Origin of the sequence: Variovorax sp. Varisp36 (assembly GCF_047304235.1) — a bacterium.
In the GTDB taxonomy this organism is placed as follows: Bacteria; Pseudomonadota; Gammaproteobacteria; order Burkholderiales; family Burkholderiaceae_C; genus Variovorax.
In genome coordinates this window covers 1-25,995 of the sequence record NZ_JBGLYU010000047.1, presented here as the reverse complement: position 1 = coordinate 25,995, position 25,995 = coordinate 1, and the positions used below count along the sequence as shown (strand labels likewise).

Genomic DNA, 25,995 nt, shown 5'->3' with positions numbered 1-25,995 from the left:
GGTCGAGCATAGCGGGCCGCTCCTGACCGCCCACTGCCTCGTAAAATAGCCGGTTCGTTGCGCCGCGGGTCCTTCTCCCGCCGGGCGGCCGCCTTCACGCAGAGCCATGCTGACCTTCCAACAAATCATTCTCAAACTGCAGTCGTACTGGGCCGACAAGGGCTGCGCGCTGCTGCAACCGTACGACATGGAAGTGGGCGCGGGCACCTCGCACACCGCCACCTTCCTGCGCGCGCTCGGCCCCGAACCCTGGAAGGCCGCCTACGTGCAGCCCAGCCGCCGCCCCAAGGACGGCCGCTACGGCGAGAACCCCAACCGCCTGCAGCACTACTACCAGTACCAGGTGGTGCTCAAGCCGGCGCCAAGCAACATCCTCGAGCTCTACCTGGGCAGTCTCGAAGCGCTGGGCTTCGACCTGAAGAAGAACGACATCCGCTTCGTGGAAGACGACTGGGAGAACCCCACGCTCGGCGCCTGGGGCCTGGGCTGGGAGGTGTGGCTCAACGGCATGGAGGTGACGCAGTTCACCTACTTCCAGCAGGTCGGCGGCATCGACTGCAAGCCGATCACCGGCGAAATCACCTACGGCCTGGAGCGCCTGGCGATGTACCTGCAGGGCGTGGACAACGTCTACAACCTCACGTGGACGGATGGTCTCAGCTATGGCGACGTCTACAAGCAGAACGAGGTCGAGCAGTCGACCTACAACTTCGAGCACAGCGACGCCGAGTTCCTGTTCACCGCCTTCGCCGCGCACGAGAAGCAGGCCAAGAACCTCATGACCGAGCAGCTCGCGCTGCCGGCCTACGAGCAGGTGCTCAAGGCTGCCCACAGCTTCAACCTGCTGGACGCGCGCGGCGCCATCAGCGTGACGGAGCGCGCGGCCTACATCGGCCGCATCCGCAACCTCGCGCGCAGCGTGGCGCAGAGCTACTACGACAGCCGCGAGCGCCTTGGTTTCCCGATGGCGCCGCGCGAATGGGTCGCGCAGATGCCGCCCAGGAAGCCGGCCTGATACACCACAGCACGCCCGATGCCCACCGTCTTCACCCACGTCGCCGTACCTGTCTGCGCAGCCATTGCGCTGGGCACGCGGCGCGTGCCGGTGCCGGCGCTGCTCGCGGGCATGCTGGCGTCCCTCGCGCCCGACTTCGACGGCCTGGCCTTCAAGCTCGGCATCGCCTACGGCGGCATGGCGGGCCACCGCGGCTTCACGCACACGCTGGTGTTCGCGCTGCTGCTGGGCCTTGCGGGCTGGTGGCTCGCGCCGCGCTGGGGCATGCGCCGGGCGGCGGGCTGGGCGTGGATTGCGCTGTGCACCGTGTCGCATCCGCTGCTGGACATGCTGACCAACGGCGGCATCGGCATCGCCTTCTTCTGGCCGTTCAGCGACGTGCGCTATTTCAGTCCATGGCGGCCCATCGAGGTGTCGCCGATCGCCCTGAAAAAGTTCTTCTCGCCGCGCGGTGCGCAGGTGCTGTTCAACGAGATGGCCACCGTGTGGGCGCCGCTGCTGGCGGCCGCGGTGCTCGCGCTGGTTGCGCGTCGATCCGTGGAGCGGCGCCACAGCGCCATTGCCGCATGAATTCGGTCTTTTCTTCTTTCCCTTCCACGGTGCCGCTTCGCTGCGTGCCCGTGACCGGTGCCGCTCGCGGCCCATTTCCAACAACGCTCTGAGCCATGTCGTCTGCCAGCCTTCTTGTCGAACTGTTTGTCGAGGAATTGCCGCCCAAGGCGCTGAAGAAGCTCGGTGATGCCTTTGCCGGCGTGCTGCGCGACCAGCTCGTGGCGCAAGGGCTCGCCGCATCCGGCGCCGTGCTCACCGCCTATGCCTCGCCGCGCCGCCTGGCTGCGCACCTCACGCACGTGGCCGAGCGCGCCGCCGACAAGGCCGTGTCGCAAAAGCTCATGCCCGTGGCCGTGGGCCTCGATGCTTCGGGCCAGCCTACGCCCGCGCTGCTCAAGCGCCTGGGCGCATTGGGCGCCGATGCTTCCGCCGTGCCCGGCCTGAAGCGCGCCATGGACGGCAAGGCCGAAGCCCTGTTCTACGAAAGCACCGCCAAGGGCGCCACGCTGGCCGAGGGCCTGCAGAAGGCGCTGGCCGAAGCCATTGCCAGGTTGCCGATTCCCAAGGTCATGAGCTACCAGCTCGAAGAAGGCAGCGAGCTGCCCGGCTGGACCAGCGTGAGCTTCGTGCGCCCGGCGCACGGCCTCGTCGCGCTGCACGGCGACACCGTGGTGGCCATCGAGGCGCTGGGCCTGAAGGCCGGCCGCGAGACGCACGGCCATCGCTTCGAGGCGGCGGTCGATCCGGTCGCGCTGCGCGATGCCAACAGCTATGCGCTGCAGATGCAGGAAGACGGCGCCGTCATCGCGAGCTTCGAGGCGCGCCGCGCCGAAATCGCGCGCCAGCTGGCCGCGGCGGCAGTGGAGGTCGGCGGCGGCTCGGTGCCCATCCACGACGACGCGCTGCTCGACGAAGTGACCGCGCTGGTCGAGCGCCCCAACGTGCTGGTCTGCAGCTTCGAGCGCGAGTTCCTCGAAGTGCCGCAGGAATGCCTGATCCTCACGATGAAGGCCAACCAGAAATACTTTCCGCTGCTCGATGCGTCGAGCAAGCTCACCAACAAGTTCCTGGTGGTCAGCAACATCAGCCCCGACGATGCGAGCGCGGTCGTCGAAGGCAACGAGCGCGTCGTGCGCCCGCGCCTGGCCGACGCCAAATTCTTCTTCGACCAGGACCGCAAGAAGTCGCTGGCCTCGCGGGTCGAGTCGCTGGGCAAGGTGGTCTACCACAACAAGCTTGGCACGCAGGGCGAGCGCGTGCAGCGCGTGATGCACATCGCGCGCGGCATCGCAGAGAAGCTCGGCGATGTATCGCTGGCCGCGCACGCCACGCAGGCCGCTCAACTCGCCAAGGCCGATCTCGTGACCGACATGGTTGGCGAGTTCCCCGAGCTGCAGGGCACCATGGGCCGCTACTACGCGCTGCACGACGGCCTGGACGCCTCGGTGGCCGACGCCATCGAAGACCACTACAAGCCGCGCTTCGCAGGCGACGAGCTGCCGCGCAACAGCGTGGGCCTCGTGGTCGCGCTGGCCGACAAGCTCGAGACGCTGGTCGGCATGTTCGGCATCGGCAACCTGCCGACCGGCGACCGCGACCCGTTCGCGCTGCGCCGCCATGCGCTGGGCGTGCTGCGCATGCTGATCGAGAAAGACCTTGCGCTGGGGCTCGACGCCCTGCTGCAGGACGCCGCCGCGCAGTTCAAGGCCATCGACGGTTTCGACGGCGGCAAGGCCACGGTCGAGCTGCAGGACTTCATCCTCGACCGTCTCGCCGGCAGCCTGCGCGAGCAGGGCGCCAGCGCGCAGGAAGTCGAAGCCGTGCTGGCGCCACGCCCGCAGCGCCTGGGCGAAGTGCCCAAGCTGCTGGCGGCCGTGCGCGCCTTTGCCGCCTTGCCCGCCGCCGCCGCGCTGGCGGCTGCGAACAAGCGCATCGGCAACATCCTCAAGAAGGCCCCCGAGGCCGACGCGCACGTCAGCGAACTGCTGCTGCACGAACCGGCCGAGAAGGCGCTGCATGCGGCCATGGCGCAGGTCGTGCCCGCCGCCAACGCGCAATTCGAGGCCGGCGACTACACCGCCTCGCTGCAGACGCTGGCCGCGCTGCGCGAGCCGGTCGACGCCTTCTTCGACGGCGTGATGGTCAACGCCGAGCAGGCCGACCTGCGGCTCAACCGGCTGGGCCTGCTGATGTCGCTGCACGCTGCGATGAACCGCGTGGCGCAGCTCGAGCGGCTGGCCGTCTGAACATTCCTACGGCAACACCACCATGGGCGGCACCGCCATGAAACTCGTCATCCTCGACCGCAACGGCACGATCAACGTGCACCGCGAAGACTTCGTGAAGAGCGACATCGAGTGGACGCCGCTGCCTGGTGCGCTCGAGGCTGTGGCGCGGCTCAACCATGCGGGCTGGCACGTGGTCGTGGCTTCCAACCAGTCGGGCCTGGGCCGCGGCCTGTTCGACATGGCCTCGCTCAATGCGATGCACGCCAAGATGCACAAGATGCTCGCGGCGGTGGGCGGCAAGGTCGATGCGGTGTTCTATTGCCCGCACAGCCCCGACGAGGACTGCGACTGCCGCAAGCCCAAGCCGGGCCTGTTCCTGCAGATCGGCGACCGCTACGGCATCGACCTCAAGGGCATCCCGACCTGCGGCGACAGCCTGCGCGACCTGCAGGCGGGCGCGGCCGCCGGTTGCGAGCCGCACCTGCTGCTCACGGGCATGGGAGCGGCCTGCCGCGGCATCGATCCGCTGCCTTCCGAATACCCGGCGAACACGTTGGTCCACGACGATCTCGCCGCTTTTGTTGATTTTTTGCTTGCGCGCGAAGCGCGGGCTGCACTGCAGGTGACTGTCTGATGGCGTTTTTTCGTTCCGTTCTCCACGCACTGTGGATGCTCGTCACCGTGATCCCCTGGGGCATCATCATGTGCGTCAGCTCGCTGTGGAAGCGTGGCATTCCGCTCTACTGGATGGCGGAGCGCTGGCTCGGCTGGGCCATCGGCGGCGCGCGCGTGCTGCTGGGCATCAAGACGCGCGTGAGCGGCATGGAAAACCTGCCGACCGACAAGCTCGCGGGCGCGGTGCTGCTGGTGAAGCACCAATCCACGCTCGAGACCTTCCTGATGCCCACGCTGATGCCGCATCCGCTGGCCTACGTGTTCAAGAAGGAGCTGATCTACGTGCCCTTCTTCGGCTGGGCGATGGCGCGGCTGGACATGATCCACATCGACCGCAGCCAGCGCGCGCAGGCCTTCAACAAGGTGGTGAACCAGGGCCGCAAGCTGCTTGCGCAGGGCATCTGGATCATCATGTTCCCCGAGGGCACGCGCATCCCGCGCGGGCAGAAGGGCACCTACAAGAGCGGCGGCACGCGGCTCGCCTGCGAGACCGGCGTACCGGTGATTCCCGTTGCGGTGACGTCGGCCAAGGTGTGGCCGCGCAAGGCCTTCATCAAGCGCCCGGGCGTGGTCGACGTGTCCATCGGCCCGGCCATTTCGAGCGTGGGCCGCAAGCCCGACGAGCTGATGCGCGAGGTCGAGGCCTGGATCGAGGCCGAGATGCGCCGCCTCGATCCCGAGGCTTATGTCGACAGCCCGCAGGCTGCGCGAGAAGCGGTGAGCTGAGGAACAGAGAGCCCGGCATGGGGGGACTGCTTCAGTTCACGATGGACCTGTTCGAAGGGCTTGGCAGCGAGTTCGCGTCGCCGGCACCCGTCCCGGCGCGGCCGCGCAGGGCGAAGAAGCCGAAGCCTGCGGCACCGCCGGCGACTCTTCTTGCTCCTCACTCCATGGCGCCTTCGGCGCCGGACGATGAACACGCCGTGCCCTCGCCGCCGGCGGTTCCGCTTGCCGAGACGCTGGCGCTCGCGAACTTCGCGCACCCTCAAGCCACGCGCGAAGTGGTGCTCGGCTCCGCGCGCGTGGCCTATGAATTCAAGCGCGGCAAGCGCAAGACCATCGGCTTTCTCGTCGGTGCCGAAGGCCTGTCGGTGCGCGCGCCGCGATGGGTGGCGCTGCGCGATGTCGATGTGGCCATCCACGAGAAGTCCGACTGGATCCTGCGCAAGCTCGCTGAAACGCAGCAGCGTCATGCGCGCGTCGAAGCCACGCGCATCGAGTGGAGGGATGGGGCCGGGTTTCCGTTCCTCGGCGAGCCGGTGGTGATCCAGCTCGACCCGAAGCACGGCTTCGCCAGCGTCGGCGGCACGCTCGATGCCGGTGACGGCACGGGGCCGCGCATCCTGCGGCTGGCGGTGGCGCAGAATGCTGCGCCTTCGCAGATCCGCGATGCGGCACAGGCCTGGCTCATGCGGCAGGCGCGGCGCCTGTTCATCGAGCGGCTCGATCATTTCGCGCCGCTGCTCGGTGTGCGCTGGCAGAAGCTGTCGCTGTCGAACGCGGCCACGCGCTGGGGCAGCGCAAGCGCGGACGGGTCGATCCGGCTCAACTGGCGGCTCATTCATTTCCGCATGCCCGTGATCGACTATGTGGTCGCGCACGAACTGGCCCACCTGCGCGTGATGGACCATTCGCACCGCTTCTGGGAAACGGTCGGGAGCGTGATGCCTGACTACGACCTGCTGCGCCAGCAGCTCAAGGACGAAGCGGTTCCCCGCTGGTCCTGAGGCATTTCTCGGGCGCGCTCAGCGCGCGTGCGTAACGCCCCCGTCCACCACCAGCGTCGACCCCATCACATAGTCCCCAGCCCGAGAGGCAAGGTAGATGGCCGCGCCCGCCATGTCTTCCGGTGTACCGATGCGCCCCGCGGGGATGCGGCCCTTGACCTCGTCCCCGTGGTCGCGAGCGTCCTTGTTCATGTCGGAGGCGAATGCGCCGGGTGCAATCGCGCTTACCGCGATGCGGTCCTGTGCCAGCCGCAACGCCATGCGGCGCGTCAGCTGGATCAGCCCCGCCTTGCTCGCCGCATACGAGTACGTCTCCTGCGGATTCACGGAAATCCCGTCGATCGATGCGATGTTGATCACCTTCGCCAGGTGATCCGTGGCCGCCTTCTTCAGCATTGGCGTCAACGCCTTCGTCAGGAAGAACGGCGTCTTCAGGTTCAGGTCCACCACCTTGTCCCAGCCGCTCTCGGGAAACTCTTCATATGGCGCGCCCCAGGCGGCCCCGGCGTTGTTCACCAGGATGTCCAGCGAGCCTTCGTGCTTCGCATAGGCATCGACCAGCGCCTGCGCGCCCTCGAGCGTCGACACGTCCGCCGGCAGCGACACGCAATGCCCGAACGCCGACAGCTCCTTCGCCGTCTGGTCGCAGGCCGCGGCCTTGCGCGCCGAGATGTACACGCGCGCGCCCTGGGCCAGGTAGCCCTCGGCGATCATGCGGCCGATGCCGCGCGAGCCGCCGGTGATCAGCGCCGTGCGGCCCTTCAGCGAGAAGAGTTGGGTGGTGTCCATGGTGCGGGTGTCTCCTGAATGAATGAGCGATCGGTCCAGGAAACGAGCTTAGTGCGCGCCGCGCCCCGCGGGCGTCACCTCGGTGTCAGCGTCAGGCTTCGGGGGCTCGTGAAGCTGCGCAGGTCGCCGCTCACCGGGTCGAGGAACGCGACCGACCTGGCCAGCAGCTGCAAGGGCTTGCCGAAGTCGTCGGCGCCTTCGGGCAGCAGCACGGGATAGATCGGATCGTTCACGATCGGCATGCCCAGCGCCATGCAGTGCACGCGCAATTGGTGCTTTCGGCCCGTCACGGGCGAGAGCTTCAGCAGCGCGTGGCCGTCGCGCACCTCTTGCACCTCGATGCGGGTTTCGGAGTTGGGCTCGCCGGGTTCTTCGCGCACGCGCATGAAGTGGTGGTCGTCGACCAGCCGGCTGCGGTAGGTGGCGGGCACCGACGATACGCCTTCGTGCCACGGCACCACGGCCTCGTAGTGCTTGGCGATGCGGCGCTCCGGAAACATCTGCTGATAGGCGCCGCGCGTGGCGGGCCGCACCGAGAACAGCACCAGCCCCGAGGTGCTGCGGTCGATGCGGTGCAGCGGCACGAGGTCGTCGAGCGCCAGCTTGCGCTTGAGCCGCACCAGCAGGCTCTCCTGCAGGTACTTGCCGGTGGGCGTGACGGGTACGAAGGGGGGCTTGTCGACCACCAGCAGTTCGTCGTCCCGGAACACGACCTGCTCTTCGAACGGGATGCGCGCTTCGTTGTCGAGCGTGCGGTAGTAGTACACGCGCAGCGGCGATTGATAACGGCGCGCCACCGTCACGGGCACGCCGTGCTCGTCGATGACGTCGTTCGCCTCGATGCGTTCGAGCCAGGCCTCGCGCGTGATCGCGGGAAAGCGCTCGATCAGGAATTCGGCAATGGTCGGCCAGGGGCCGTGGACCAGGCCCACACAGCTCGGTCCGACGCCGTCGCGCGTGGGCAGCGGCAATTGGGGTGGTCGGCGCCGGGTCATTGCGGCAGTGCTCGCCGCAGCACGGACAGGGCTTCGGCGAACGAAGGCCGCGACGCCGCGTCGGGCTGCAGGCAGCGGTCTTTCAACGTCGCCACGGCCTGCGGCGGTGCGTCGTTGCAGCGTTCGAGCAGCTCTTCCAGCAGGCAGCCGAAGGCACGCATCTCCAGGCCTTGGAACGCACGCGCCTGCGCCGAATCGAGCGCACCCGTCATCCACGCCGCACCGAAGTCACCGAGCCGGCCGCCATCTTCCGGATGCCAGAGGATGTTGTGCGCATAGAGATCGCCGTGAAGAATTCCTTGCGCATGCAGGTGCTGCATGGCCGACGCGATGTCGCGTGCGATGCGCAGCGCCACGGCGGATGTCCACCGCGCTTCTTCGGCATAGACATCGCGCGTACACGACGCAAGGCTCGGCGGCCCGGCGAGCGTGGCGAACGATGGATCGACCAGCGCCATCACCAGGCCTTCGATGCCTTCGGGGTGGCCGTCGATGCGACTCTGCGCGGCGATCAGCGTGGGATGCGCGCCGGCGGCGATGCAGGCGGCCATCTCGCTGTGCGGCCAGCCGTCGCTGGTGACCGCGCCCTTGAAAAGCTTGACCGCGACCTGCTGCGATGCGCCGAGGGTGGCTCGATGGATCACGCCCGATGCGCCTTCACCGAGCTTCCTGCCCAGCGCCAGTTCACGCCAGTCGATGTGCGGCACCGACTGCGCGGTGATCGCCGCGTCCTCGGCCTGCGTATCGAAGGGGTTGCCCGCGCAGGCGAGCCACGACAGGCGCGGCAGCGAAGGCAGCCATGCGGGCAGCGTCTCGAAGCGGTTGGCCGAGATGCGCAGCAGTTCGAGCTGCCCGAGGCCGGCCATCGACGGCGGCAGCGCGCGCAGGCGGTTGCCCGCGAGCATCAGCTTCTGCATCCGCGTGCAATTGCCGAGCGAGCCGGGCAGTTCTTCGATCTGGTTGTCCGTGAGGATCAGCCACCGCAGCGAGGACGGCAGCGAGGCCGACGGCACGGTGCGGATCCGGTTGGCCTTGAAGCCGACGATGTCGAGGCCATGGCACTGGCCGATGGCTTCAGGCAGCGTGGTGAACCGGTTGTCCGAACAGAACAGCACGCGCAGCTTGTGAAGGCGATGGAGGTCGTCGGGCAGCGTGTCGAGCGCATTGCCCGACAGGTTCAGCACCTCGAGCGAATCGGCGAGTGCGAAGACCTCTCGCGGGAACTCGGTGAGTCCGCTCGAGAGATCGATTCTTCTTGCGCCTGCCAGCCGGCCCGCGCGCAGCTGAGCCAGCGTGTCCATCCGGCGAGTCTAAGCCGTCGCGGCCTTGGGTCCGAAGCGATAGATGCCGTCTTTGCCGAGTTCGCGCTTCACCTGGCCGGCGAACCACAGCAGGTGCAGGTGGGCCACCGTTTCGCCCATGGCGAAGGTCATCTGGTGCAGGTCGAGTTCGCGCTTGAACAGGATCGGCAGGCCTTCGGCGGCGGTCAGGGCACGCGCCGTGCAGGCTTCGAGCAATTCGGCCAGCCGGTCGCGGTGGTGCTCCTGCAGCTGGTCGACGCGGCGGTGGATGCCGCGGAACGGCTTGCCGTGCGAGGGCAGGCCCAGCGTGTCGGCCGGCAGTGCCTTGAACTTGTCGATGCTGTCGAGAAACAGGCGCAGCGAGTTCGCCTCGGGCTCGCCCGCGTGCACGCTCACGTTGGTGGAAATGCGCGGCAGCATCATGTCGCCGCCCAGCAGAAGCTTGAGTTCGTCGCAGTACAGCGCGATGTGCTCGGGCGCATGTCCGTAGCCGCTGATGCAGCGCCAGGCGTGACCGCCGATCACGACGTCGTCGCCGTCGAGCATGCGAACGAAGCGGTCGGGCACCGAGGGCACCATGTTCGCGTAGTAGTTGGTGCGTGCGCGGATCTTGGCGAGCGACTCGGCGTCGGTCAGGCCGTGCGAGCCGAAGAAGGCCGCGGCCGCATCGCCGCCCGCCAGGGTGTCGCCATTGGTGCTGAGCACGCGGGCCACGTGGTAGTCGGTGGAACTGATCCATAGAGGCGCGTTCCAGCGCGAGCAGAGCCACTCGGCCAGGCCGATGTGGTCGGGGTGCATGTGGGTGACGATGACGCGCAGGATCGGCATGCCCTGCAACTGCGTTTCGAAAATCTGCTCCCACTGCGCGCGCGCTTCGTCGTGCGCGATGCAGCAGTCGACCACTGTCCAGCCCTCGACGCCGTCGAGGCTGTCGCGCAGCAGCCAGAGGTTGATGTGGTCGAGCGCAAAGGGCAGCCGCATGCGGATCCAGCGCACGCCGGGCGCCACTTCCAGGGCTTCGCCGGGCTCGGGGAGCGTGTCGCCGAGGGGGTAGTGGAGTTCACGTTCGAGGAGGTTCATGTAAGATTGACGTTTACGTAAACGTCATGGGTTGATGGCACCATTGTAGGGATCGCCGCGCAAACCTGCTGTCGCCCCCGTAACGCCCTTTCGCCACCACCGCCGCCATGCCTGCGCAAACCTTCACCATCAGCCAGCTCGCGAAGGAGTTCGACCTCACGACGCGGGCCATCCGCTTCTACGAGGACATGGGCCTGCTCACGCCCGAGCGCGCCGGCCTGCAGCGCGTGTACAGCGCGCGCGACCGCGCGCGGCTCACGCTCACGCTGCGCGCCAAGCGCCTCGGCCTGAGCCTGACGGAGGCGAAGGAAATCCTCGACATGTACGACAGCCCGCGAGACACCGTGCCGCAGCTGGAAAGATTCCTCGGCGTGCTGGGCACCCACCGGGCCCAGCTCGAAGCGCAGCTGACCGAATTGCAGGCCAATCTCGCGGAGGTGCGGGAGCACGAGAAAAAGGGACGGGCCACCCTGGCCAAGGCACAAAAGGCGAACAAGGCAGCCAAGTCCGCGGAAGCCAAGGCCTGAAACACGACTCATCGACAATAGCCGACTATGCCCGACAACACCGATAACCTCGACGACCTCTTTGCCCACAACCGTGCCTGGTCCGCGCAGATGGAGCGCGACCGGCCCGGTTTCTTCACCAGCCTGGTCAAGCAGCAGACGCCGCGCTACATGTGGATCGGCTGCTCCGACAGCCGCGTGCCAGCCAACCAGATCACCGGCCTGGAGCCGGGCGAAGTGTTCGTGCACCGCAACGTGGCCAACATCGTGGTGCACTCCGACCTCAACGCGCTCTCGGCGATCCAGTTCGCGGTCGAGCACCTGAAGGTCGAGCACATCATGGTCGTGGGCCACTACGGCTGCGCCGGCGTGAAGGCCGCACTCAGCGGTGCGCGCATCGGCCTGGCCGACAACTGGATCCGCCACATCCAGGACGTGCGCGACCGCCACGCCGTGATGCTCGAGAGCCTGCCCGAAGATGCGCGCGTCGACGCGCTGTGCGAACTCAACGTCGCCGAGCAGGTGGTCAACGTGGCCGTCAGCACCGTCATGGTCGACGCCTGGGCGCGCGGCCAGAAGGTCCGAATACACGGCTGGACCTTCGGCGTGCACGATGGCCTGCTGCAGGACCTCGGCCTGAGCGTCGACGGCGCCAAGCCGCTCGATGCGGTCTACAAGGCCGCGGTGCAGCGCATCCGCTACAAGTGGAGCAAGCCCGGCGAAGTGATCCAGTCGCTGACGCTGCAAGGCACGCAGGTGAACCAGGCGGTGCAGGAGGCGCAGGCCATGACGCCGCAGCCCGAGGCCAACGGCACGGCCGACCCCGCCGCGGCCTGAGCGGCCGTCCTCCATCGGCTCGCGTCGCCATGTTTCCGCAGCGCCTCGACTCGCCGCTGGCCTATGACATCGCGAAGGCGATGATGGACGGCTTCAACCGGCACTACCGGTTGTTCCGCGCCGAATCGGCACGCGCCAAGCACCGTTTCGAAACCGCCGACTGGCACGGCCAGCAGCGCGCACAGCGCGAACGCATCGAGTTCTACGACCTGCGCGTGAGCGAGGCCGTGGCCCGGCTCGAAAAGGAGTTCAAGGCCGGCGAACAGCCGATGGACGTATGGCACCAGGTCAAGCTGCACTACATCGGCCTGCTGGTGGACCATCACCAGCCCGAGCTGGCCGAGACCTTCTTCAACTCGGTGACCACGAAGATCCTGCACCGCGCGTACTTCCAGAACGACTTCATCTTCGTGCGCCCGGCCATCAGCACCGAGTACATCGAGCCGCGCGGTGCACCCACCTACCGCCCGTACTACCCCAAGCCCGACACGCTGGCCGACACCATCGAGCAGATGCTCGACGACTTCGCGCTGCTCGGCAGCTATGCCAACAAGCGGCGCGATGCGCAGCGCGTGGCGCACGTCATCCTCAACCGCTTCCACCAGGTCAAGCTGCGCGCCAACTTCCAGCTGCAGGTGCTGTCGGGCCTGTTCTTTCGCAACAAGGGCGCGTACGTGGTCGGAAAGATCATGAACGGCTTCACCGAGATTGCGTTCTCGCTGCCGATCCTGCACGACAGCCACGGCAAGTTCTACATCGACGCGGCGCTGTTCGGCGAGGACGACATGCAGATGCTGTTCAGCTTTGCACGCGCCTATTTCATGGTCGACATGGAAGTGCCCTCGGCCTGGGTGCAGTTTTTGCGCTCGCTCATGCCGCGCAAGCCGCGCGCCGAAATCTACAACGCGCTCGGCCTCGCCAAGCAGGGCAAGACGCTGTTCTACCGCGACTTCCTCTCGCACCTGAACTATTCGAGCGACCGCTTCCGCATTGCGCCCGGCATCAAGGGCATGGTCATGCTGGTGTTCGACCTGCCGTCGTTCCCGTTCGTGTTCAAGGTCATCAAGGACTTCTATCCGCCGCAGAAGGACACCACGCGCGAGCAGATCAAGGGCAAGTATCTGCTCGTGAAGCAGCACGACCGCGTGGGCCGCATGGCCGACACGCTGGAGTACAGCGACGTGGGTTTCCCGCTCGACCGCTTCGAGCCCGAGCTGATCGAGGAGATCAGGAAGTTCGCGCCCAGCCAGCTCGAGCTCGGCGACCGCGACAGCAACGGGGAAATGGAGGTCGTGCTCAAGCACGTCTACATCGAGCGGCGCATGATCCCGCTGAACATCTACCTGCAGGAAGCCTTCGACACGCTGGCCAGCCCCGAGAGCCCGGCACATGCCAAGCGCGCGAAGGATCAGCTCGAGCGCGCGGTGGTCGAGTACGGCAACGCCATCAAGGACATGGTCGCCGCCAACATCTTTCCGGGCGACATGCTGTGGAAGAACTTCGGCGTCACGCGCGGCGGCAAGGTCGTGTTCTACGACTACGACGAGATCGAATACGTCACCGACTGCAAGTTCCGCAAGGTGCCCACACCGCGCAACGAGGAGGACGAGATGAGCGGCGAGGTCTGGTACTCCGTGGGTCCGAAGGACGTGTTCCCCGAAACCTTCGAGCCCTTCCTGCTCGGCAACGACGACGTGCGCGCCGCCTTCATGGCGCACCACGCCGACCTGCTCGACGCCGCCTTCTGGCAGCACCACAAGGAACGCATCCAGGCCGGGCAGATGCTCGACGTGTTTCCGTACGAAGAGTCGCAACGCTTCCAGCACGAGGGGCACGCGACGCATTTTTGACCGATCGTTTTTGATTCCGCTTTCACATCCCTGAAGGAGACCTCCATGTCCGAATCCATCGTCATCGTCGGCGCCGCCCGCACTCCCATGGGGAGCTTCCAGGGCGACTTCTCTTCCCTTGCCGCGCACGACCTCGGCGGCGCCGCCATCAAGGCCGCTGTCGAGCGCGCCGGCATCGCGCCCGACAGCGTGGGCGAAGTGCTGTTCGGCAACTGCCTGATGGCCGGCCAAGGCCAGGCGCCGGCGCGCCAGGCAGCCTACAAGGGCGGCCTGCCCGACAGCGCGGGCGCCGTCACGCTCAGCAAGATGTGCGGCTCGGCCATGAAGGCCGCGATGCTCGCGCACGACCTGCTGCTGGCGGGCACGCACGATGTGATGGTGGCGGGCGGCATGGAAAGCATGACCAACGCGCCCTACCTCATGCTCAAGGGCCGCGGCGGCTACCGCATGGGCCACGACCGCATCTTCGACCACATGATGCTCGACGGCCTCGAAGACGCCTACCAGCCGGGCCGCTCGATGGGCACCTTCGGCGAGGACTGCGCGGCCAAGTACAAGTTCACGCGCGAGCAGCAGGACGCGTTTGCCATCGCCAGCGTCGAGCGCGCCAAGGCCGCCACCGAGTCCGGGGCGTTCAAGGACGAGATCACGCCCGTCACTGTCAAGGGCCGCGGCGGCGACACCGTCATCTCCATCGACGAGGGTCCGGGCAAGGTCAAGCTCGACAAGATCCCCACCCTCAAGCCCGCGTTCAAGAAGGAGAACGGCACCATCACCGCCGCATCGAGCTCGTCGATCAACGACGGCGCGGCCGCGCTGGTGATGATGACCGAGTCGCACGCGAAGAAGATCGGCGCCAGGCCCATCGCCCGCCTCGTCGGCCATGCCACGCATGCCCAGCAGCCCGAATGGTTCTCCACCGCGCCCGTTGGCGCCGTCGCCAAGCTGTTCAAGAAGACCGGCTGGACCGTGAAGGACGTCGACCTGTGGGAGGTGAACGAAGCCTTCGCCGTGGTGCCGATGGCGCTGATGCACGAACTCGACGTGTCGCACGAGATCGTCAACGTGAACGGCGGCGCCTGCGCGCTGGGCCATCCGATCGGCGCCAGCGGCGCGCGCATCATGGTCACGCTGATCCATGCGCTGAAGGCGCGCGGCAAGAAGCGCGGCGTGGCCACGCTGTGCATCGGCGGCGGTGAAGGCACCGCCGTGGCACTCGAGTTGCTATAAGGGCAACGGCCGGCAAGCGCCCGGGGGACGGGCGCTTGCCGGCTTTTTCGTTCGGATACTTCAAACAATGCGTAGAGCAGGAGATTTCATGCGCCCATCCATCCACCGTACCGCCATTGCCGCCGTGCTGGCCACCGCTTTCGTGGCGAGCGCCGCCTGGGCGCAGAAGCGCGACAACGTGCTGTTCCAGGCCGCCACCGACGAGCAGCCCGCAGTGATCAAGACGCTGGAAAAGCTCGTCAACATCGAGACCGGCACCGGTGACGCCGAAGGCATCGCCGCCGCCGGCAACTACCTCGAGGGCGAACTCAAGAACCTGGGCTTCACGGTCACGCGCAGCAAGTCGGCCGGCCTCGTGGTGGGCGACAACATCGTGGGCAAGCTCAAGGGCCGCGGCGGCAAGAACCTGCTGCTGATGTCGCACATGGACACCGTGTACCTGAAGGGCACGCTCGCGAAGGCGCCGTTCAAGATCGAAGGCGACAAGGCCTACGGCCCCGGCATCGCCGACGACAAGGGCGGCAACGCCGTCATCCTGCACACGCTCAAGCTGCTGAAGGACTACGGCGTGCGCGACTACGGCACCATCACCGTGCTGTTCAACACCGACGAGGAAAAGGGCTCCTTCGGCTCGCGCGACCTGATCCAGGAAGAAGCCAAGCTGGCCGACTACGTGCTGTCCTTCGAACCCACCAGCGCCGGCGACGAGAAGCTCTCGTTGGGCACCTCGGGCATCGCCTACGTGCAGGTCAACATCACGGGCAAGGCCTCGCACGCCGGCGCCGCGCCCGAGCTGGGCGTGAACGCGCTGGTCGAGGCGTCGGACCTCGTGCTGCGCACCATGAACATCGACGACAAGGCGAAGAACCTGCGCTTCAACTGGACCATCGCCAAGGCCGGCAACGTGTCGAACATCATCCCGGCCAGCGCCACGCTGAACGCCGACGTGCGCTATGCACGCAACGAAGACTTCGACGCCGCCATGAAGACGCTGGAAGAGCGCGCGCAGCAGAAGAAGCTGCCCGAGGCCGACGTCAAGGTGGTCGTCACGCGCGGCCGTCCGGCCTTCAACGCCGGCGAAGGCGGCAAGAAACTGGTCGACAAGGCTGTGGGCTTCTACAAGGAGGCCGGCGGCAACCTCGGCGTGGAAGAGCGCACCGGCGGCGGCACGGACGCGGCCTATGCGGCGCTGTCGGGCAAGCCGGTGATCGAGAGCCTGGGCCTGCCGGGCTTCGGCTACCACAGCGACAAGGCCGAGTACGTGGACATCAGTGCCATTCCGCGCCGCCTGTACATGGCGGCGCGCCTGATCATGGACCTGGGCGCCGGCAAGTAAGCACGACTCGAAAAAAGACAGACAGGAGACAACGCCATGCTGCTCAGCCCCGACCAGGAGGCCATCCGCGACGCGGTGCGCGACTTCTCGCAAGCCGAACTGTGGCCCAACGCCCCGAAGTGGGATCGCGAGCACAGCTTTCCCAAGGAGGCTCACCAAGGCCTTGCGGCACTGGGTGCCTACGGCATCTGCGTACCCGAGGAAGACGGCGGCGCGGGCCTCGACTACCTCACGCTCGCGCTGGTGCTCGAAGAAATCGCGGCCGGCGACGGCGGCACCAGCACCGCCATCAGCGTGACCAACTGCCCGGTCAACGCCATCCTCATGCGCTATGGCAATGCGCAGCAGAAAAAGAAGTGGCTCGAGCCGCTGGCGCAGGGCCGGATGCTCGGCGCCTTCTGCCTCACCGAGCCGCAGGCCGGCAGCGATGCATCGAGCCTGCGCACCACGGCGCGCAAGGACGGCGATGCGTACGTGATCGACGGCGTGAAGCAGTTCATCACCAGCGGCAAGAACGGCCAGGTGGCCATCGTCATCGCGGTGACCGACAAGGGCGCGGGCAAGCGCGGCATGAGCGCTTTCATCGTGCCGACCGACACACCGGGCTACAACGTCGCGCGCCTGGAAGACAAGCTGGGCCAGCACAGCAGCGACACCGCGCAGATCAACTTCGACGGCTGCCGCATTCCGCGCGAGAACCTGATCGGCGCGGAGGGCGAGGGCTACAAGATCGCGCTCGGCGCGCTGGAGGGCGGGCGCATCGGCATTGCCGCGCAGAGCGTGGGCATGGCGCGCAGCGCCTTCGACGTGGCGCTGGCCTATGCCAAGGAGCGCCAGGCCTTTGGCGGCTCGATCTTCGACCAGCAGGCTGTGGGCTTTCGCCTGGCCGAATGCGCCACGCAGCTCGAAGCCGCGCGCCAGCTGATCTGGCATGCCGCCAGCCTGCGCGATGCGGGGCGGCCGTGCCTGAAGGAAGCCGCCATGGCCAAGCTGTTCGCGAGCGAGATGGCCGAGCGCGTATGCAGCGCCGCCATCCAGACGCTGGGCGGCTACGGCTACGTGAACGACTTTCCGCTGGAGCGCATCTACCGCGACGTGCGCGTGTGCCAGATCTACGAAGGTACGTCGGACATCCAGAAGCTGTTGATCCAACGCGCACTCGCGTGAGCGACGCCGCCTGTCTGTCATCGGTTTGGATGACAGACAGGCGCCCCGCGCCGGCGCACCATGGCTGCCTCTTTCACGGAGTGCCTTGCCATGACTTCTGCCACCCCCGTCTCCCGCGCCGCATGGCTTGCGGCATTGCCGCTCGCCGCTGCGCTCGGCCCCTGCGCCAATGCCCAGCCTGCCGTCCCCGATATCGCCACGCTGACCGCGACCGAAGCCGTGCGGCAGTTGTGCGCCGGCGCCGTCACCAGCGAGCAATTGGTGTCGGCCTACCTCGCGCAGGCCAAGGCCAAGGCGAACCTCAACGCCTTCGTCACGCTCGACGAAGCCGGCGCCCTGGCGGCCGCGCGCGCCGCCGATGCACTGCGCAAGCGCGGCGGCGCGTGCACGCCGCTGGCCGGGCTGCCGGTGGCCATCAAGGACAACATCCAGGTGCGGGGCCTGCCCGCGACAGCCGGCACGCCCGCGCTCAAGGGTTTCGTGCCGACCGCCGACGCGCCGGTGGTCGCCAGGCTGCGCGCGGCCGGCGCCGTCGTGCTCGGCAAGACGAACATGCACGAGCTGGCCTTCGGCGTCACCGGCTACAACCCCGCGTTCCAGACCGGCCCCGAGGTGGGCGTGCGCAATGCCTACGACCCGAGCCGCATCGCGGGCGGCTCGTCGTCGGGCAATGGCGCCGCGCTGGGCGCGCGCATGGCGCCGGCCGCGCTGGGCACCGACACGGGCGGGTCGGTGCGCATTCCGTGCGCGTTCAACGGCTGCGCGTCGCTGCGCCCCACGGTGGGGCGCTATCCGCAGCAAGGCATTGCGCCGATCTCGCACACGCGCGACACCGCAGGGCCGATGGCGCAATCGATGGCCGACGTGGCGCTGCTCGACAGCATCATTGCCGGCGGCGCTCCGCTGAAGCCGGCCGATCTGAAGCGGGTGCGGCTCGGCGTGGTGCCCGCCTTCCAGGCCGGCCTCGACACCGACACGCGCGCCGCCACCGACGCCGCTTTCGCGAAACTGCGCGCGGCCGGCGCCACGCTGGTGGACGTGGACATGCCGGGGCTGATGGAGCTCAACGGCGCGGTCGGCTTCCCGCTCGCGCTCTACGAGGCGTACGACGACATGGCGGCCTACCTCGCGAAGTACCGCACGGGCATCGACATCGCGCAGCTCACGGCCGGCATTGCGAGCCCCGACGTCAAGGGCACCTTCGAGGCCTTCGTTGTCCCGCGCAAGCTGCCCGCCGCCAGCGGCGTGGTCGACGCCAGGCCGGCCTACGAGCACGCGATGCGCGTCGCTCGCCCCGCGCTGCGCAAGCTCTACCGCGACACCTTCGCGAAGCACAGGCTCGATGCGCTGGTGTTCCCGACGGTGCCCGGCGTGGCGCTGGCCGCGGCGCCCGAAGCCAGCAGCCCCGAGAACTTCGGCGCGCTGATCCGGAACACCGACCCCGGCAGCAACGCCGGCATTCCGGGCGTGCAGCTGCCCTCCGGCCTTGGCGCCACCAGCGGCCTGCCCGTGGGCCTGGAGCTGGACGGGCCGGCCGGCAGCGACCGCAGGCTGCTGGCCGTGGGCCTCGCGGTGGAAAAAGTACTGGGCCGCCTGCCGGCGCCGAAGTAAGCGCGCCGGGTCAGCGCGCGGGCGGCGCCACCCAGCCTGCCAGCGCCGAGCGGCGCTCGATGCCCAGCTTGTCGAAGATGCGCCGCAGGTAGGTCCGCACGGTGGGCACGCCTACTGCGAGGCGACGCGCGATCTCCTTGTCGGTGAGCCCTTCGCGCACGCAGCGGGCCACTTCCTGCTCGCGTGCACTGAGCAAAGTCCATCCGGCGGGCGCGGGCACTGCCGCGGCCGAAGCCGCCGCGCGCTGCGCCCGTTGCAGGGCGCCCGCGAACGCCGGCTCGATCAGGTTCAGCAGCGCCTTCTCGTGATCGCCGAAATCGCCGCGGCCCTTGCGGCGCCAGATGCGCAGGTCGCCCAGTGCGCGCCCGCCCTCGAAGGCGTGCAGGTTCATGCCCCAGTGCAGCCCGTCGCGCGCGAGAAAGTCGTTGAAGAAGGGGGTGCGCATCAGTTCGCGCTGGGGCATCACCTCCGTCACGCGCGTGGCGCGGCGGCGCGACTGCAGCACGAAGGTGATCGGGTCGTGGTGCTGATGCCATTGCGCGTAGCGGTCGAGGTTGGCAGGGTCCATGTGCAGCGCCACGCGCGCGCCGAAGCTGCCGCTCCCGGCATCCCACACGAAGGAGGCGAACTGGTCCGCGTGCAGCAGGTTGAGCAGGGCACGGCCCAGATGCTCGCGAATCTCCCGCTCGCCGTGGTCGTCTTCCGCCAGCAGCGCGAAAACGCCGCGCAGGGCATGCTGTTCAGTGCCTGTGAGGTACATCGCCGGTTTTCTCGATGGGGTCGTTGCAACGCTAGGGTCTGTCATCAATCAAACGCCCTCGCCCGGAGGGAACCCCTGCGCGGCGCATTGCGGCGTTCAGGGCGCCTTGCACTGCACCGCGCAGCAGGGGTTCGCGAGGGCATTTGATTGATGACAGACCCTAGCGTCCAGCAAGCGCCGCGCCAAGGGTGAATGCCCGCAGGAACCCCTCGCGGCAGCGCAAACGCGCCCGATCGACCCGTTTCGGGGCTTGCCCTGTCGGCACCCGGGCCGCGAGGTGTTCCAATAGCGGTCTCCATGAGCGCCATCGATCCCACCACCGGACCTTGCCCCTGCGGCCGCACCGACCGCCGCGACAAGCCCATCGGCTACGCCCTGTGCTGCGGCCGCTACCTCGACGATTTCCAGAATACGCCCGCGCCCGACGCTGAATCGCTGATGCGCTCGCGCTATTCGGCCTTCGTGCTGGAGCGCGGCGACTACCTGCTCGCCACCTGGCATGCGTCGAAGCGGCCGGCCTCGATCGAGTTCGAGCCGGGCGTCAAATGGCTGGGGCTGGACATCCGCTCGCGCTCGGTGCTCGACGCGGACCATGCCGAGATCGAATTCGTCGCGCGCCAGCGCAGCGCGGCCACGGGCGCCGCCACGCGCCTGCACGAGCGCAGCCGCTTCGTGCGCGAGGACGGGCGCTGGTACTACCTGGACGGCGACCTGCAGCAGCCCCTGGGTTGACGCGCCGGGCGCAGGCCCGCACAATCGGCCCCGCTCCGGGGTGTACGCATGTGGCGTGCTGAGATGGCAAAGCAGCCGACCCGCGAACTTGATCCGGGTCATACCGGCGTAAGAAGAGCTGCACTCCCTGGCTTCGGTCCGTCACTCCCCCTTCCGTGACGGGTTTCTCCAAAGCCCACCGAGCGATTGCGGAGCACCCTTTCCTCAACAAGGAGTGCCTGCCATGAATGCCCCCGACAAGTTCACCTCGCTGCTTTCGCTCACGCGCGAGCCCTTTCCCGCGTCGCACAAGTGCCTGATCCCGGGCAGCCGGCCCGACCTGAACGTGCCCGTGCGCGACGTGCTGCTGACCAACGGCGAGACCGTATCGCTCTACGACACCTCCGGCCCGTACACCGATGCCAAGGTCGAGATCGACGTGCGCCGCGGCCTGCCTGGCGTGCGCGATGCATGGATCGCCGAGCGCAACGACACCGAGATCTACGAAGGCCGTTCGCACCAGGCGCTCGACGAAGGCCTGAAGCATGCGCATGACCACGACGCCCAGCGCCTGGCCGAACTGCGCGCCGGAGCTTCCGCATTGCAGCGCACGCCGCGCCGCGCCAAGTCGGGTGCCAATGTCACGCAGATGCACTACGCGCGCCGCGGCATCGTCACGCCCGAGATGGAATACGTGGCATTGCGCGAGAACGGCAAGCGCGAGTGGATGGCCGAATACCTCGCCAACGAGGCGCGCGCGAAGCGCGTGGCCGGCAACCCGATGGGCGCGCAGATTCCGCGCATCATCACGCCCGAGTTCGTGCGCGACGAGGTGGCGCGCGGCCGCGCCATCATTCCGGCCAACATCAACCACCCCGAAGTCGAGCCGATGGCCATCGGCCGCAACTTCAAGGTCAAGATCAACGCCAACATCGGCAACTCCGCCGTCACGTCGAGCATCGAGGAAGAGGTCGAGAAGCTCGTGTGGGCGATCCGCTGGGGCGCCGACAACGTGATGGATCTTTCGACCGGCAAGAACATCCACACCACGCGCGACTGGATCGTGCGCAACTCGCCGGTGCCCATCGGCACCGTGCCGATCTACCAGGCGCTCGAGAAGGTGGGCGGCGTGGCCGAGGACCTGACCTGGGAGATCTTCCGCGACACGCTGATCGAGCAGGCGGAGCAGGGCATCGACTACTTCACCATCCACGCGGGCGTGCGGCTGCCATTCATCCACCTGACGGCCGACCGCATGACCGGCATCGTCTCGCGCGGCGGTTCGATCATGGCCAAGTGGTGCATCGCGCACCACAAGGAGAGCTTCCTGTACGAGCGCTTCGAGGACATCTGCGACATCATGAAGGCGTACGACGTGAGCTTCTCGCTGGGCGACGGACTGCGGCCGGGCTCGGGCGCCGATGCCAACGACGAAGCGCAGTTCGCCGAGCTGCGTACGCTGGGCGAGCTCACGCAGGTCGCATGGAAGCACGACGTGCAGACCATGATCGAAGGCCCGGGCCACGTGCCGATGCACATGATCCAGGCCAACATGGACGAGCAGATCAAGCATTGCCACGAGGCGCCGTTCTATACGCTCGGCCCGCTGACCATCGACATCGCGCCGGGCTACGACCACATCTCGAGCGCCATCGGCGCCGCGATGATCGGCTGGGCCGGCACCGCGATGCTTTGCTACGTGACGCCCAAGGAACACCTGGGCCTGCCCGACCGCGACGACGTGAAGCAGGGGATCATTGCGTACAAGATCGCCGCGCATGCGGCCGACGTGGCAAAGGGCCATCCGGGCGCACGCTCGCGCGACGACGCGCTGAGCAAGGCGCGCTTCGAGTTCCGCTGGCAGGACCAGTTCAACCTGGGCCTCGATCCGGACACGGCGCGCGAATTCCATGACGAGACGCTGCCGAAGGACTCCAGCAAGGTCGCTCACTTCTGCTCGATGTGCGGCCCGAAGTTCTGCTCGATGAAGATCACGCAGGAGGTCCGAGAGTACGCCGCGAAGAAAGGCGTGGCCGAGGCCGAGGCCCTGGCCGACGGGATGGAGCAGAAGTCCAGGGAATTCATGGCGGGCGGGGGCGAAATCTACATCCCGATCAAGCCGGCGGCCTGAGCGCGCCCGGGGTCGTTGCTACCATGGGGAACTCCCCCGAACCCTGCAGCGCAATGACCCCCTTCCCCTTCTCCGCAGTTCTCTTCGACTGCGACGGCGTTCTCGTCGATTCCGAACCCATCACCAACCGCGTGCTCGCAGAAATGCTCGGCGAGCTCGGTTGGCACATCACCACCGAAGAGTCGATGAACACCTTCACCGGCAAGGCCGTGAAGGACGAAGCCGCCCTCATCGAATCGAAGACGGGCTTCGCCATCACCGCCGAGTGGCTGAAGGCGTTCCGCGCGCGCCGCAACGAAGCCCTCGAACGCACTCTCACGGCGATACCCAACGCCCCTGCGGCCATCCGGGACATCCATGCGAGGCTCAAGGGCCGCATTGCCTGTGCCTCGGGTGCCGACCGCCACAAGGTCGAGCTGCAGCTGGCCAAGGTCGGCCTGCTCGACTGTTTCGAGGGCCGCATCTTCAGCGGCCACGAGATGCCGCGCTCCAAGCCGCATCCCGATGTCTACCTCGCCGCCGCTGAAGCCCTCGGGGTCGATCCGAAGCGCTGCGCCATCGTCGAAGACACCGTCACCGGTGCGATGGCGGGCGTGGCCGCCGGTGCCACGGTGTTCGGCTACAGCACGGGCGAATCGGGCCACAGCGGCCCCGGCCCGTTGCTGAGCGTGGGCGCGGTCAAGGTGTTCAGCGACATGGCCGAACTGCCGGCGCTGCTTTCGGGCTATGGCCTGCAGGCGGCCTGAGTTTCTGGTGGAATGAAGGGCATGAATTCCGAATACAAGACCGAGCAGCCCGATCGCAGCGAAATCGATGCACTCAGCGGCCCCGCCGTGGTCGAGTTCGGCACCAACTGGTGCGGCATCTGCAAGGCCGCGCAGCCGAACATCGCCGAGGCCTTTGCCAAGTACCCGGGCGTGCGCCGCATCAAGGTGGAAGACGGAAGCGGCCGCCCGCTGGGCCGCTCGTTCAACGTGCGGCTCTGGCCCACGCTGGTGTTCATGCGTGACGGCAAGGAAGTCGCGAAGCTGGTGCGTCCGGAAGACAGCCAGTCGATTGCCGACGCACTCGCGCGGATCGACGCCCCAGCCGCCTGAGCACGGCAGGGGCCGCCTACAGCCCCTGCTGCCGGAAGTCGCGCGGCGCGTGCCCTGTCCATTGCAGGAATGCGCGCGAAAAACTCTTCTCGTTGCGAAACCCCACCGCCAGCGCCACCTGCTTGATGGGGCGCGTCGTGCGCCGCAACTGTTCCACGGCGACCTCGTGGCGCACCTCGTTCTTGAGCACCTGCAGCGACGTGCCTTCCTCGTGCAGCTGCCGGTGCAGCGTGCGGCTCGACACGTTGAGCAGCGCAGCCAGCGCCTCGGCCGTGGTGGCCTCGCTCGCACGCGAACGCAGCAGCTCGCGCACGCGCTGGCCCAGCAGGCGGTCGCGCCGGTACTGCAGGATGGTCAGTGGCAGCGCCCGCTTGAGCATGGTGCGCAGCGCGCGTTCGTCGCGCTGCAGCGGCAGGGCGAGGTAGCGTTCGTCGAAGCTGATGCCGGCCTTGGGCGCGTCGAAGCGAACCTCGGGCGTGAACATCGGCGCGTAGGCGTCGCGGTGCGGCGGCGCGGCAAATGGAAAGGTCGCGCTGCGCAGCGAGATGCGCGAGTCGATGGCCCAGCACATGTAGCCGTGCATGAAGCGCAGGCTGGTCACGAGGCAGAACTCGCGGAAGGCATCGTCGAGCGGGCGGTTCTCGGTGATGCGCAAGGTGGCCACGCCGCCCGCCACCTCGAGCGCCAGGCCGATGTCCTCGGTCAGCAGCCGGTGGTGGCGGCACCAGCGCTTGATGGCCACGCCCAGGTCGGGCGAGGTCAGCGAGGCACGGCACAGCATGCCGTAGCTGCCCCAGGGCAGGCGCCGCGAGAACCAGCCCAGCGCCTCGTCGTCGAGCTCCTGCATGGCATGGCCCGACAGCGCCTCGAACTGCGCGGCCGTGACCCGCGCGCCCGGGCGGGCCAGATCGCGCGGCGTGATCTGTGCCGCTTTCAGGGCCTCGGCCGGGTCCTTGCCGTAGCGCTCGTAGCCCTGCACGATGGCTCGCACGAAGGCCATCGGCGTGACGGCGCGGGCAGGTCTCAGGAAGGACGGGGACGACATGGATATGCGGATCGGGCGTGGCGCAATTTGCAACCATTGTGGCGCCAATTGCGAAACAGCGAGGCGTAAGCTGCGATCTTTCGCAAGCGCCATCCAGCGCGGGTAGCACTGCGCAGACCCTTCAGAGGAGACAAGACACATGCACGATCCCGGCCTGAACTTCGACCTGGGCGAGGACATCGACTCGCTGCGCAGCGCGATCCAGGACTTCGCCGCCCACGAGATCGCACCCCGCGCCGCCGCCATCGACCGCGACAACCTGTTCCCGCACGACCTCTGGCAGAAGCTCGGCGAGCTCGGCCTGCACGGCATGACGGTGAAGGAAGAGTACGGCGGCACCGAGCTGGGCTACCTGGCGCACATCGTGGCGATGGAAGAGGTCTCGCGCGCCTCGGCCTCGGTGGGCCTGTCGTACGGCGCGCACTCCAACCTGTGCGTGAACCAGATCCACCGCAACGGCAGCGAGGCGCAGAAGAAAAAGTACCTGCCCAGGCTGGTGAGCGGCGAGCACGTCGGCGCGCTGGCCATGAGCGAGCCCAACGCCGGCTCCGACGTGGTGAGCATGAAGCTCAAGGCCGAGAAGAAAAACGGCTACTACGTGCTCAACGGCGGCAAGATGTGGATCACCAACGGCGGCGACGCCGACACGCTGGTCATCTACGCCAAGACCGAACCCGAGATGGGCGCGCGCGGCATGACGGCCTTCATCGTCGAAAAGAACTTCAAAGGTTTTTCGGCCGGCACCAAGCTCGACAAGCTCGGCATGCGCGGCTCCAACACCTTCCCGCTGTTCTTCGACAACTGCGAAGTGCCCGAAGAGAACGTGCTCGGCGGCGAAGGCATGGGCGCCAAGGTGCTGATGAGCGGCCTCGACTATGAGCGCGCAGTGCTCTCGGGCGGCCCGCTGGGCATCATGGCCGCGTGCATGGATGCGGTGCTGCCCTTCATCCACGAGCGCAAGCAGTTCGGCCAGAGCATCGGCGAGTTCCAGCTGATGCAGGGCAAGCTCGCGGACATGTACTCGACCTGGCAAGCCACGCGCGCTTACGTGTACGCCGTGGGCAAGGCCTGCGACCGCAACGACCATGCGCGCACCTTCCGCAAGGACGCGGCCGGCGCCATCCTGTACTCGGCCGAGAAGGCCACGTGGATGGCCGGCGAGGCGATCCAGGCGCTGGGCGGCGTGGGATACACGAAGGAGTTTCCGGTGGAACGGCTGTGGCGCGATGCCAAGCTGTACGAGATCGGGGCCGGCACCAGCGAGATCCGACGCATGCTGATCGGGCGCGAGCTGTTTTCGGAAACGGCCTAGGATGTTTTTCTCCCTCCCCCTCTGGGGGAGGGAGAAAAAC

The 25,995-nt window shown here is 67.6% G+C and carries 24 protein-coding genes and 1 riboswitch; of the genes, 18 read left to right on the top strand and 6 right to left on the bottom strand.

Features of this window, described 5'->3' with window-relative positions:
* Positions 1 to 106: 106 nt before the first annotated feature.
* The 6 genes from glyQ to ACCD11_RS22965 all read left to right on the top strand — a co-directional run bounded on the left by glyQ (position 107) and on the right by ACCD11_RS22965 (position 6,197).
* Positions 107 to 1,015 carry a glycine--tRNA ligase subunit alpha gene (gene glyQ, locus ACCD11_RS22990; RefSeq protein WP_007836152.1) on the top strand — a complete coding sequence of 303 codons (909 nt, stop codon included), beginning with the start codon at positions 107 to 109 and terminating at the stop codon, positions 1,013 to 1,015.
* 18 nt (positions 1,016 to 1,033) lie between these two features.
* Positions 1,034 to 1,585, top strand: a complete 552-nt coding sequence (locus tag ACCD11_RS22985) for a metal-dependent hydrolase (RefSeq protein ID WP_413315567.1) — start codon at positions 1,034 to 1,036, stop codon at positions 1,583 to 1,585.
* A gap of 95 nt (positions 1,586 to 1,680) precedes the next feature.
* Positions 1,681 to 3,813 carry a glycine--tRNA ligase subunit beta gene (glyS, locus tag ACCD11_RS22980; RefSeq protein WP_413315566.1) on the top strand — a complete coding sequence of 711 codons (2,133 nt, stop codon included), beginning with the start codon at positions 1,681 to 1,683 and terminating at the stop codon, positions 3,811 to 3,813.
* Between the two features lie 22 nt (positions 3,814 to 3,835).
* Complete coding sequence (gene gmhB / locus ACCD11_RS22975) at positions 3,836 to 4,429, top strand: D-glycero-beta-D-manno-heptose 1,7-bisphosphate 7-phosphatase (RefSeq protein WP_413315565.1); 594 nt, start codon at positions 3,836 to 3,838, stop codon at positions 4,427 to 4,429.
* Positions 4,429 to 5,196, top strand: coding sequence for a lysophospholipid acyltransferase family protein (locus ACCD11_RS22970; protein WP_413315564.1), 768 nt, complete (start codon positions 4,429 to 4,431; stop codon positions 5,194 to 5,196). Before gmhB ends, ACCD11_RS22970 begins: the two co-directional genes overlap by 1 nt.
* Positions 5,197 to 5,213: 17 nt before the next feature.
* Entirely contained in the window at positions 5,214 to 6,197 is a 984-nt protein-coding gene (locus ACCD11_RS22965) for a M48 family metallopeptidase (RefSeq protein ID WP_413315563.1), read from the top strand.
* Positions 6,198 to 6,215: 18 nt separating this feature from the next.
* Here ACCD11_RS22965 and ACCD11_RS22960 read toward each other — a convergent pair whose 3' ends face one another.
* The 4 genes from ACCD11_RS22960 to ACCD11_RS22945 form a co-directional block, all read right to left on the bottom strand.
* A complete protein-coding gene (locus tag ACCD11_RS22960; RefSeq protein WP_056515878.1) occupies positions 6,216 to 6,986 on the bottom strand; it encodes an SDR family oxidoreductase in 771 nt (256 codons plus the stop codon).
* Between the two features lie 74 nt (positions 6,987 to 7,060).
* Positions 7,061 to 7,981, bottom strand: coding sequence for a pseudouridine synthase (locus ACCD11_RS22955; RefSeq protein WP_413315562.1), 921 nt, complete (start codon positions 7,979 to 7,981; stop codon positions 7,061 to 7,063).
* Positions 7,978 to 9,282 (bottom strand): leucine-rich repeat-containing protein kinase family protein, encoded by a 1,305-nt coding sequence (locus ACCD11_RS22950; RefSeq protein ID WP_413315561.1) that lies wholly within the window; start codon positions 9,280 to 9,282, stop codon positions 7,978 to 7,980. The genes ACCD11_RS22955 and ACCD11_RS22950 overlap by 4 nt, the downstream gene beginning before the upstream one ends.
* 9 nt (positions 9,283 to 9,291) lie before the next feature.
* Complete coding sequence (locus tag ACCD11_RS22945) at positions 9,292 to 10,362, bottom strand: MBL fold metallo-hydrolase (protein ID WP_007836164.1); 1,071 nt, start codon at positions 10,360 to 10,362, stop codon at positions 9,292 to 9,294.
* Positions 10,363 to 10,469: 107 nt separating this feature from the next.
* Between ACCD11_RS22945 and ACCD11_RS22940 the strand changes: the two genes are divergently transcribed.
* From ACCD11_RS22940 to iaaH, 7 genes are all read left to right on the top strand, one after another.
* Positions 10,470 to 10,889 (top strand): MerR family transcriptional regulator, encoded by a 420-nt coding sequence (locus ACCD11_RS22940; RefSeq protein WP_007836165.1) that lies wholly within the window; start codon positions 10,470 to 10,472, stop codon positions 10,887 to 10,889.
* 27 nt (positions 10,890 to 10,916) lie between these two features.
* Positions 10,917 to 11,705, top strand: coding sequence for a carbonate dehydratase (gene can / locus ACCD11_RS22935; RefSeq protein ID WP_413315560.1), 789 nt, complete (start codon positions 10,917 to 10,919; stop codon positions 11,703 to 11,705).
* Positions 11,706 to 11,734: 29 nt separating this feature from the next.
* Positions 11,735 to 13,555: a bifunctional isocitrate dehydrogenase kinase/phosphatase gene (gene aceK / locus ACCD11_RS22930; protein ID WP_007836168.1), complete on the top strand. Its 1,821-nt coding sequence runs from the start codon at positions 11,735 to 11,737 to the stop codon at positions 13,553 to 13,555.
* A 45-nt stretch (positions 13,556 to 13,600) separates the two neighbouring features.
* Positions 13,601 to 14,785, top strand: a complete 1,185-nt coding sequence (locus ACCD11_RS22925) for an acetyl-CoA C-acyltransferase (protein WP_413315559.1) — start codon at positions 13,601 to 13,603, stop codon at positions 14,783 to 14,785.
* An 88-nt stretch (positions 14,786 to 14,873) separates the two neighbouring features.
* A complete protein-coding gene (locus ACCD11_RS22920; protein WP_413315558.1) occupies positions 14,874 to 16,121 on the top strand; it encodes a glutamate carboxypeptidase in 1,248 nt (415 codons plus the stop codon).
* A 36-nt stretch (positions 16,122 to 16,157) separates the two neighbouring features.
* On the top strand, positions 16,158 to 17,288 hold the full coding sequence (locus ACCD11_RS22915; protein ID WP_413315557.1) for an acyl-CoA dehydrogenase family protein: 1,131 nt from the start codon (positions 16,158 to 16,160) through the stop codon (positions 17,286 to 17,288).
* A 90-nt stretch (positions 17,289 to 17,378) separates the two neighbouring features.
* Entirely contained in the window at positions 17,379 to 18,899 is a 1,521-nt protein-coding gene (gene iaaH, locus ACCD11_RS22910) for an indoleacetamide hydrolase (RefSeq protein ID WP_413315556.1), read from the top strand.
* A 10-nt stretch (positions 18,900 to 18,909) separates the two neighbouring features.
* Here the strand turns inward: iaaH and ACCD11_RS22905 are convergent, their stop codons facing one another.
* A complete protein-coding gene (locus tag ACCD11_RS22905; RefSeq protein WP_413315555.1) occupies positions 18,910 to 19,659 on the bottom strand; it encodes a response regulator transcription factor in 750 nt (249 codons plus the stop codon).
* A gap of 297 nt (positions 19,660 to 19,956) precedes the next feature.
* Between ACCD11_RS22905 and ACCD11_RS22900 the strand changes: the two genes are divergently transcribed.
* From ACCD11_RS22900 to ACCD11_RS22885, 4 genes are all read left to right on the top strand, one after another.
* A complete protein-coding gene (locus tag ACCD11_RS22900; RefSeq protein ID WP_007827801.1) occupies positions 19,957 to 20,391 on the top strand; it encodes a YchJ family protein in 435 nt (144 codons plus the stop codon).
* A 26-nt stretch (positions 20,392 to 20,417) separates the two neighbouring features.
* Positions 20,418 to 20,523: riboswitch (TPP riboswitch) on the top strand.
* A 91-nt stretch (positions 20,524 to 20,614) separates the two neighbouring features.
* Positions 20,615 to 22,501, top strand: coding sequence for a phosphomethylpyrimidine synthase ThiC (thiC, locus tag ACCD11_RS22895; RefSeq protein WP_007827808.1), 1,887 nt, complete (start codon positions 20,615 to 20,617; stop codon positions 22,499 to 22,501).
* A gap of 53 nt (positions 22,502 to 22,554) precedes the next feature.
* Complete coding sequence (locus ACCD11_RS22890; protein WP_413315554.1) at positions 22,555 to 23,247, top strand: HAD family hydrolase; 693 nt, start codon at positions 22,555 to 22,557, stop codon at positions 23,245 to 23,247.
* Positions 23,248 to 23,268: 21 nt separating this feature from the next.
* Positions 23,269 to 23,598, top strand: coding sequence for a thioredoxin family protein (locus tag ACCD11_RS22885; protein ID WP_413315553.1), 330 nt, complete (start codon positions 23,269 to 23,271; stop codon positions 23,596 to 23,598).
* Positions 23,599 to 23,614: 16 nt separating this feature from the next.
* On the opposite strand, the gene ACCD11_RS22880 is transcribed toward ACCD11_RS22885, so the two are convergent.
* Complete coding sequence (locus ACCD11_RS22880; protein ID WP_413315552.1) at positions 23,615 to 24,643, bottom strand: AraC family transcriptional regulator; 1,029 nt, start codon at positions 24,641 to 24,643, stop codon at positions 23,615 to 23,617.
* A gap of 139 nt (positions 24,644 to 24,782) precedes the next feature.
* Here ACCD11_RS22880 and ACCD11_RS22875 point away from each other — a divergent pair, with 139 nt between their 5' ends.
* Positions 24,783 to 25,955, top strand: a complete 1,173-nt coding sequence (locus ACCD11_RS22875) for an isovaleryl-CoA dehydrogenase (protein WP_007827817.1) — start codon at positions 24,783 to 24,785, stop codon at positions 25,953 to 25,955.
* Positions 25,956 to 25,995 lie beyond the last annotated feature (40 nt).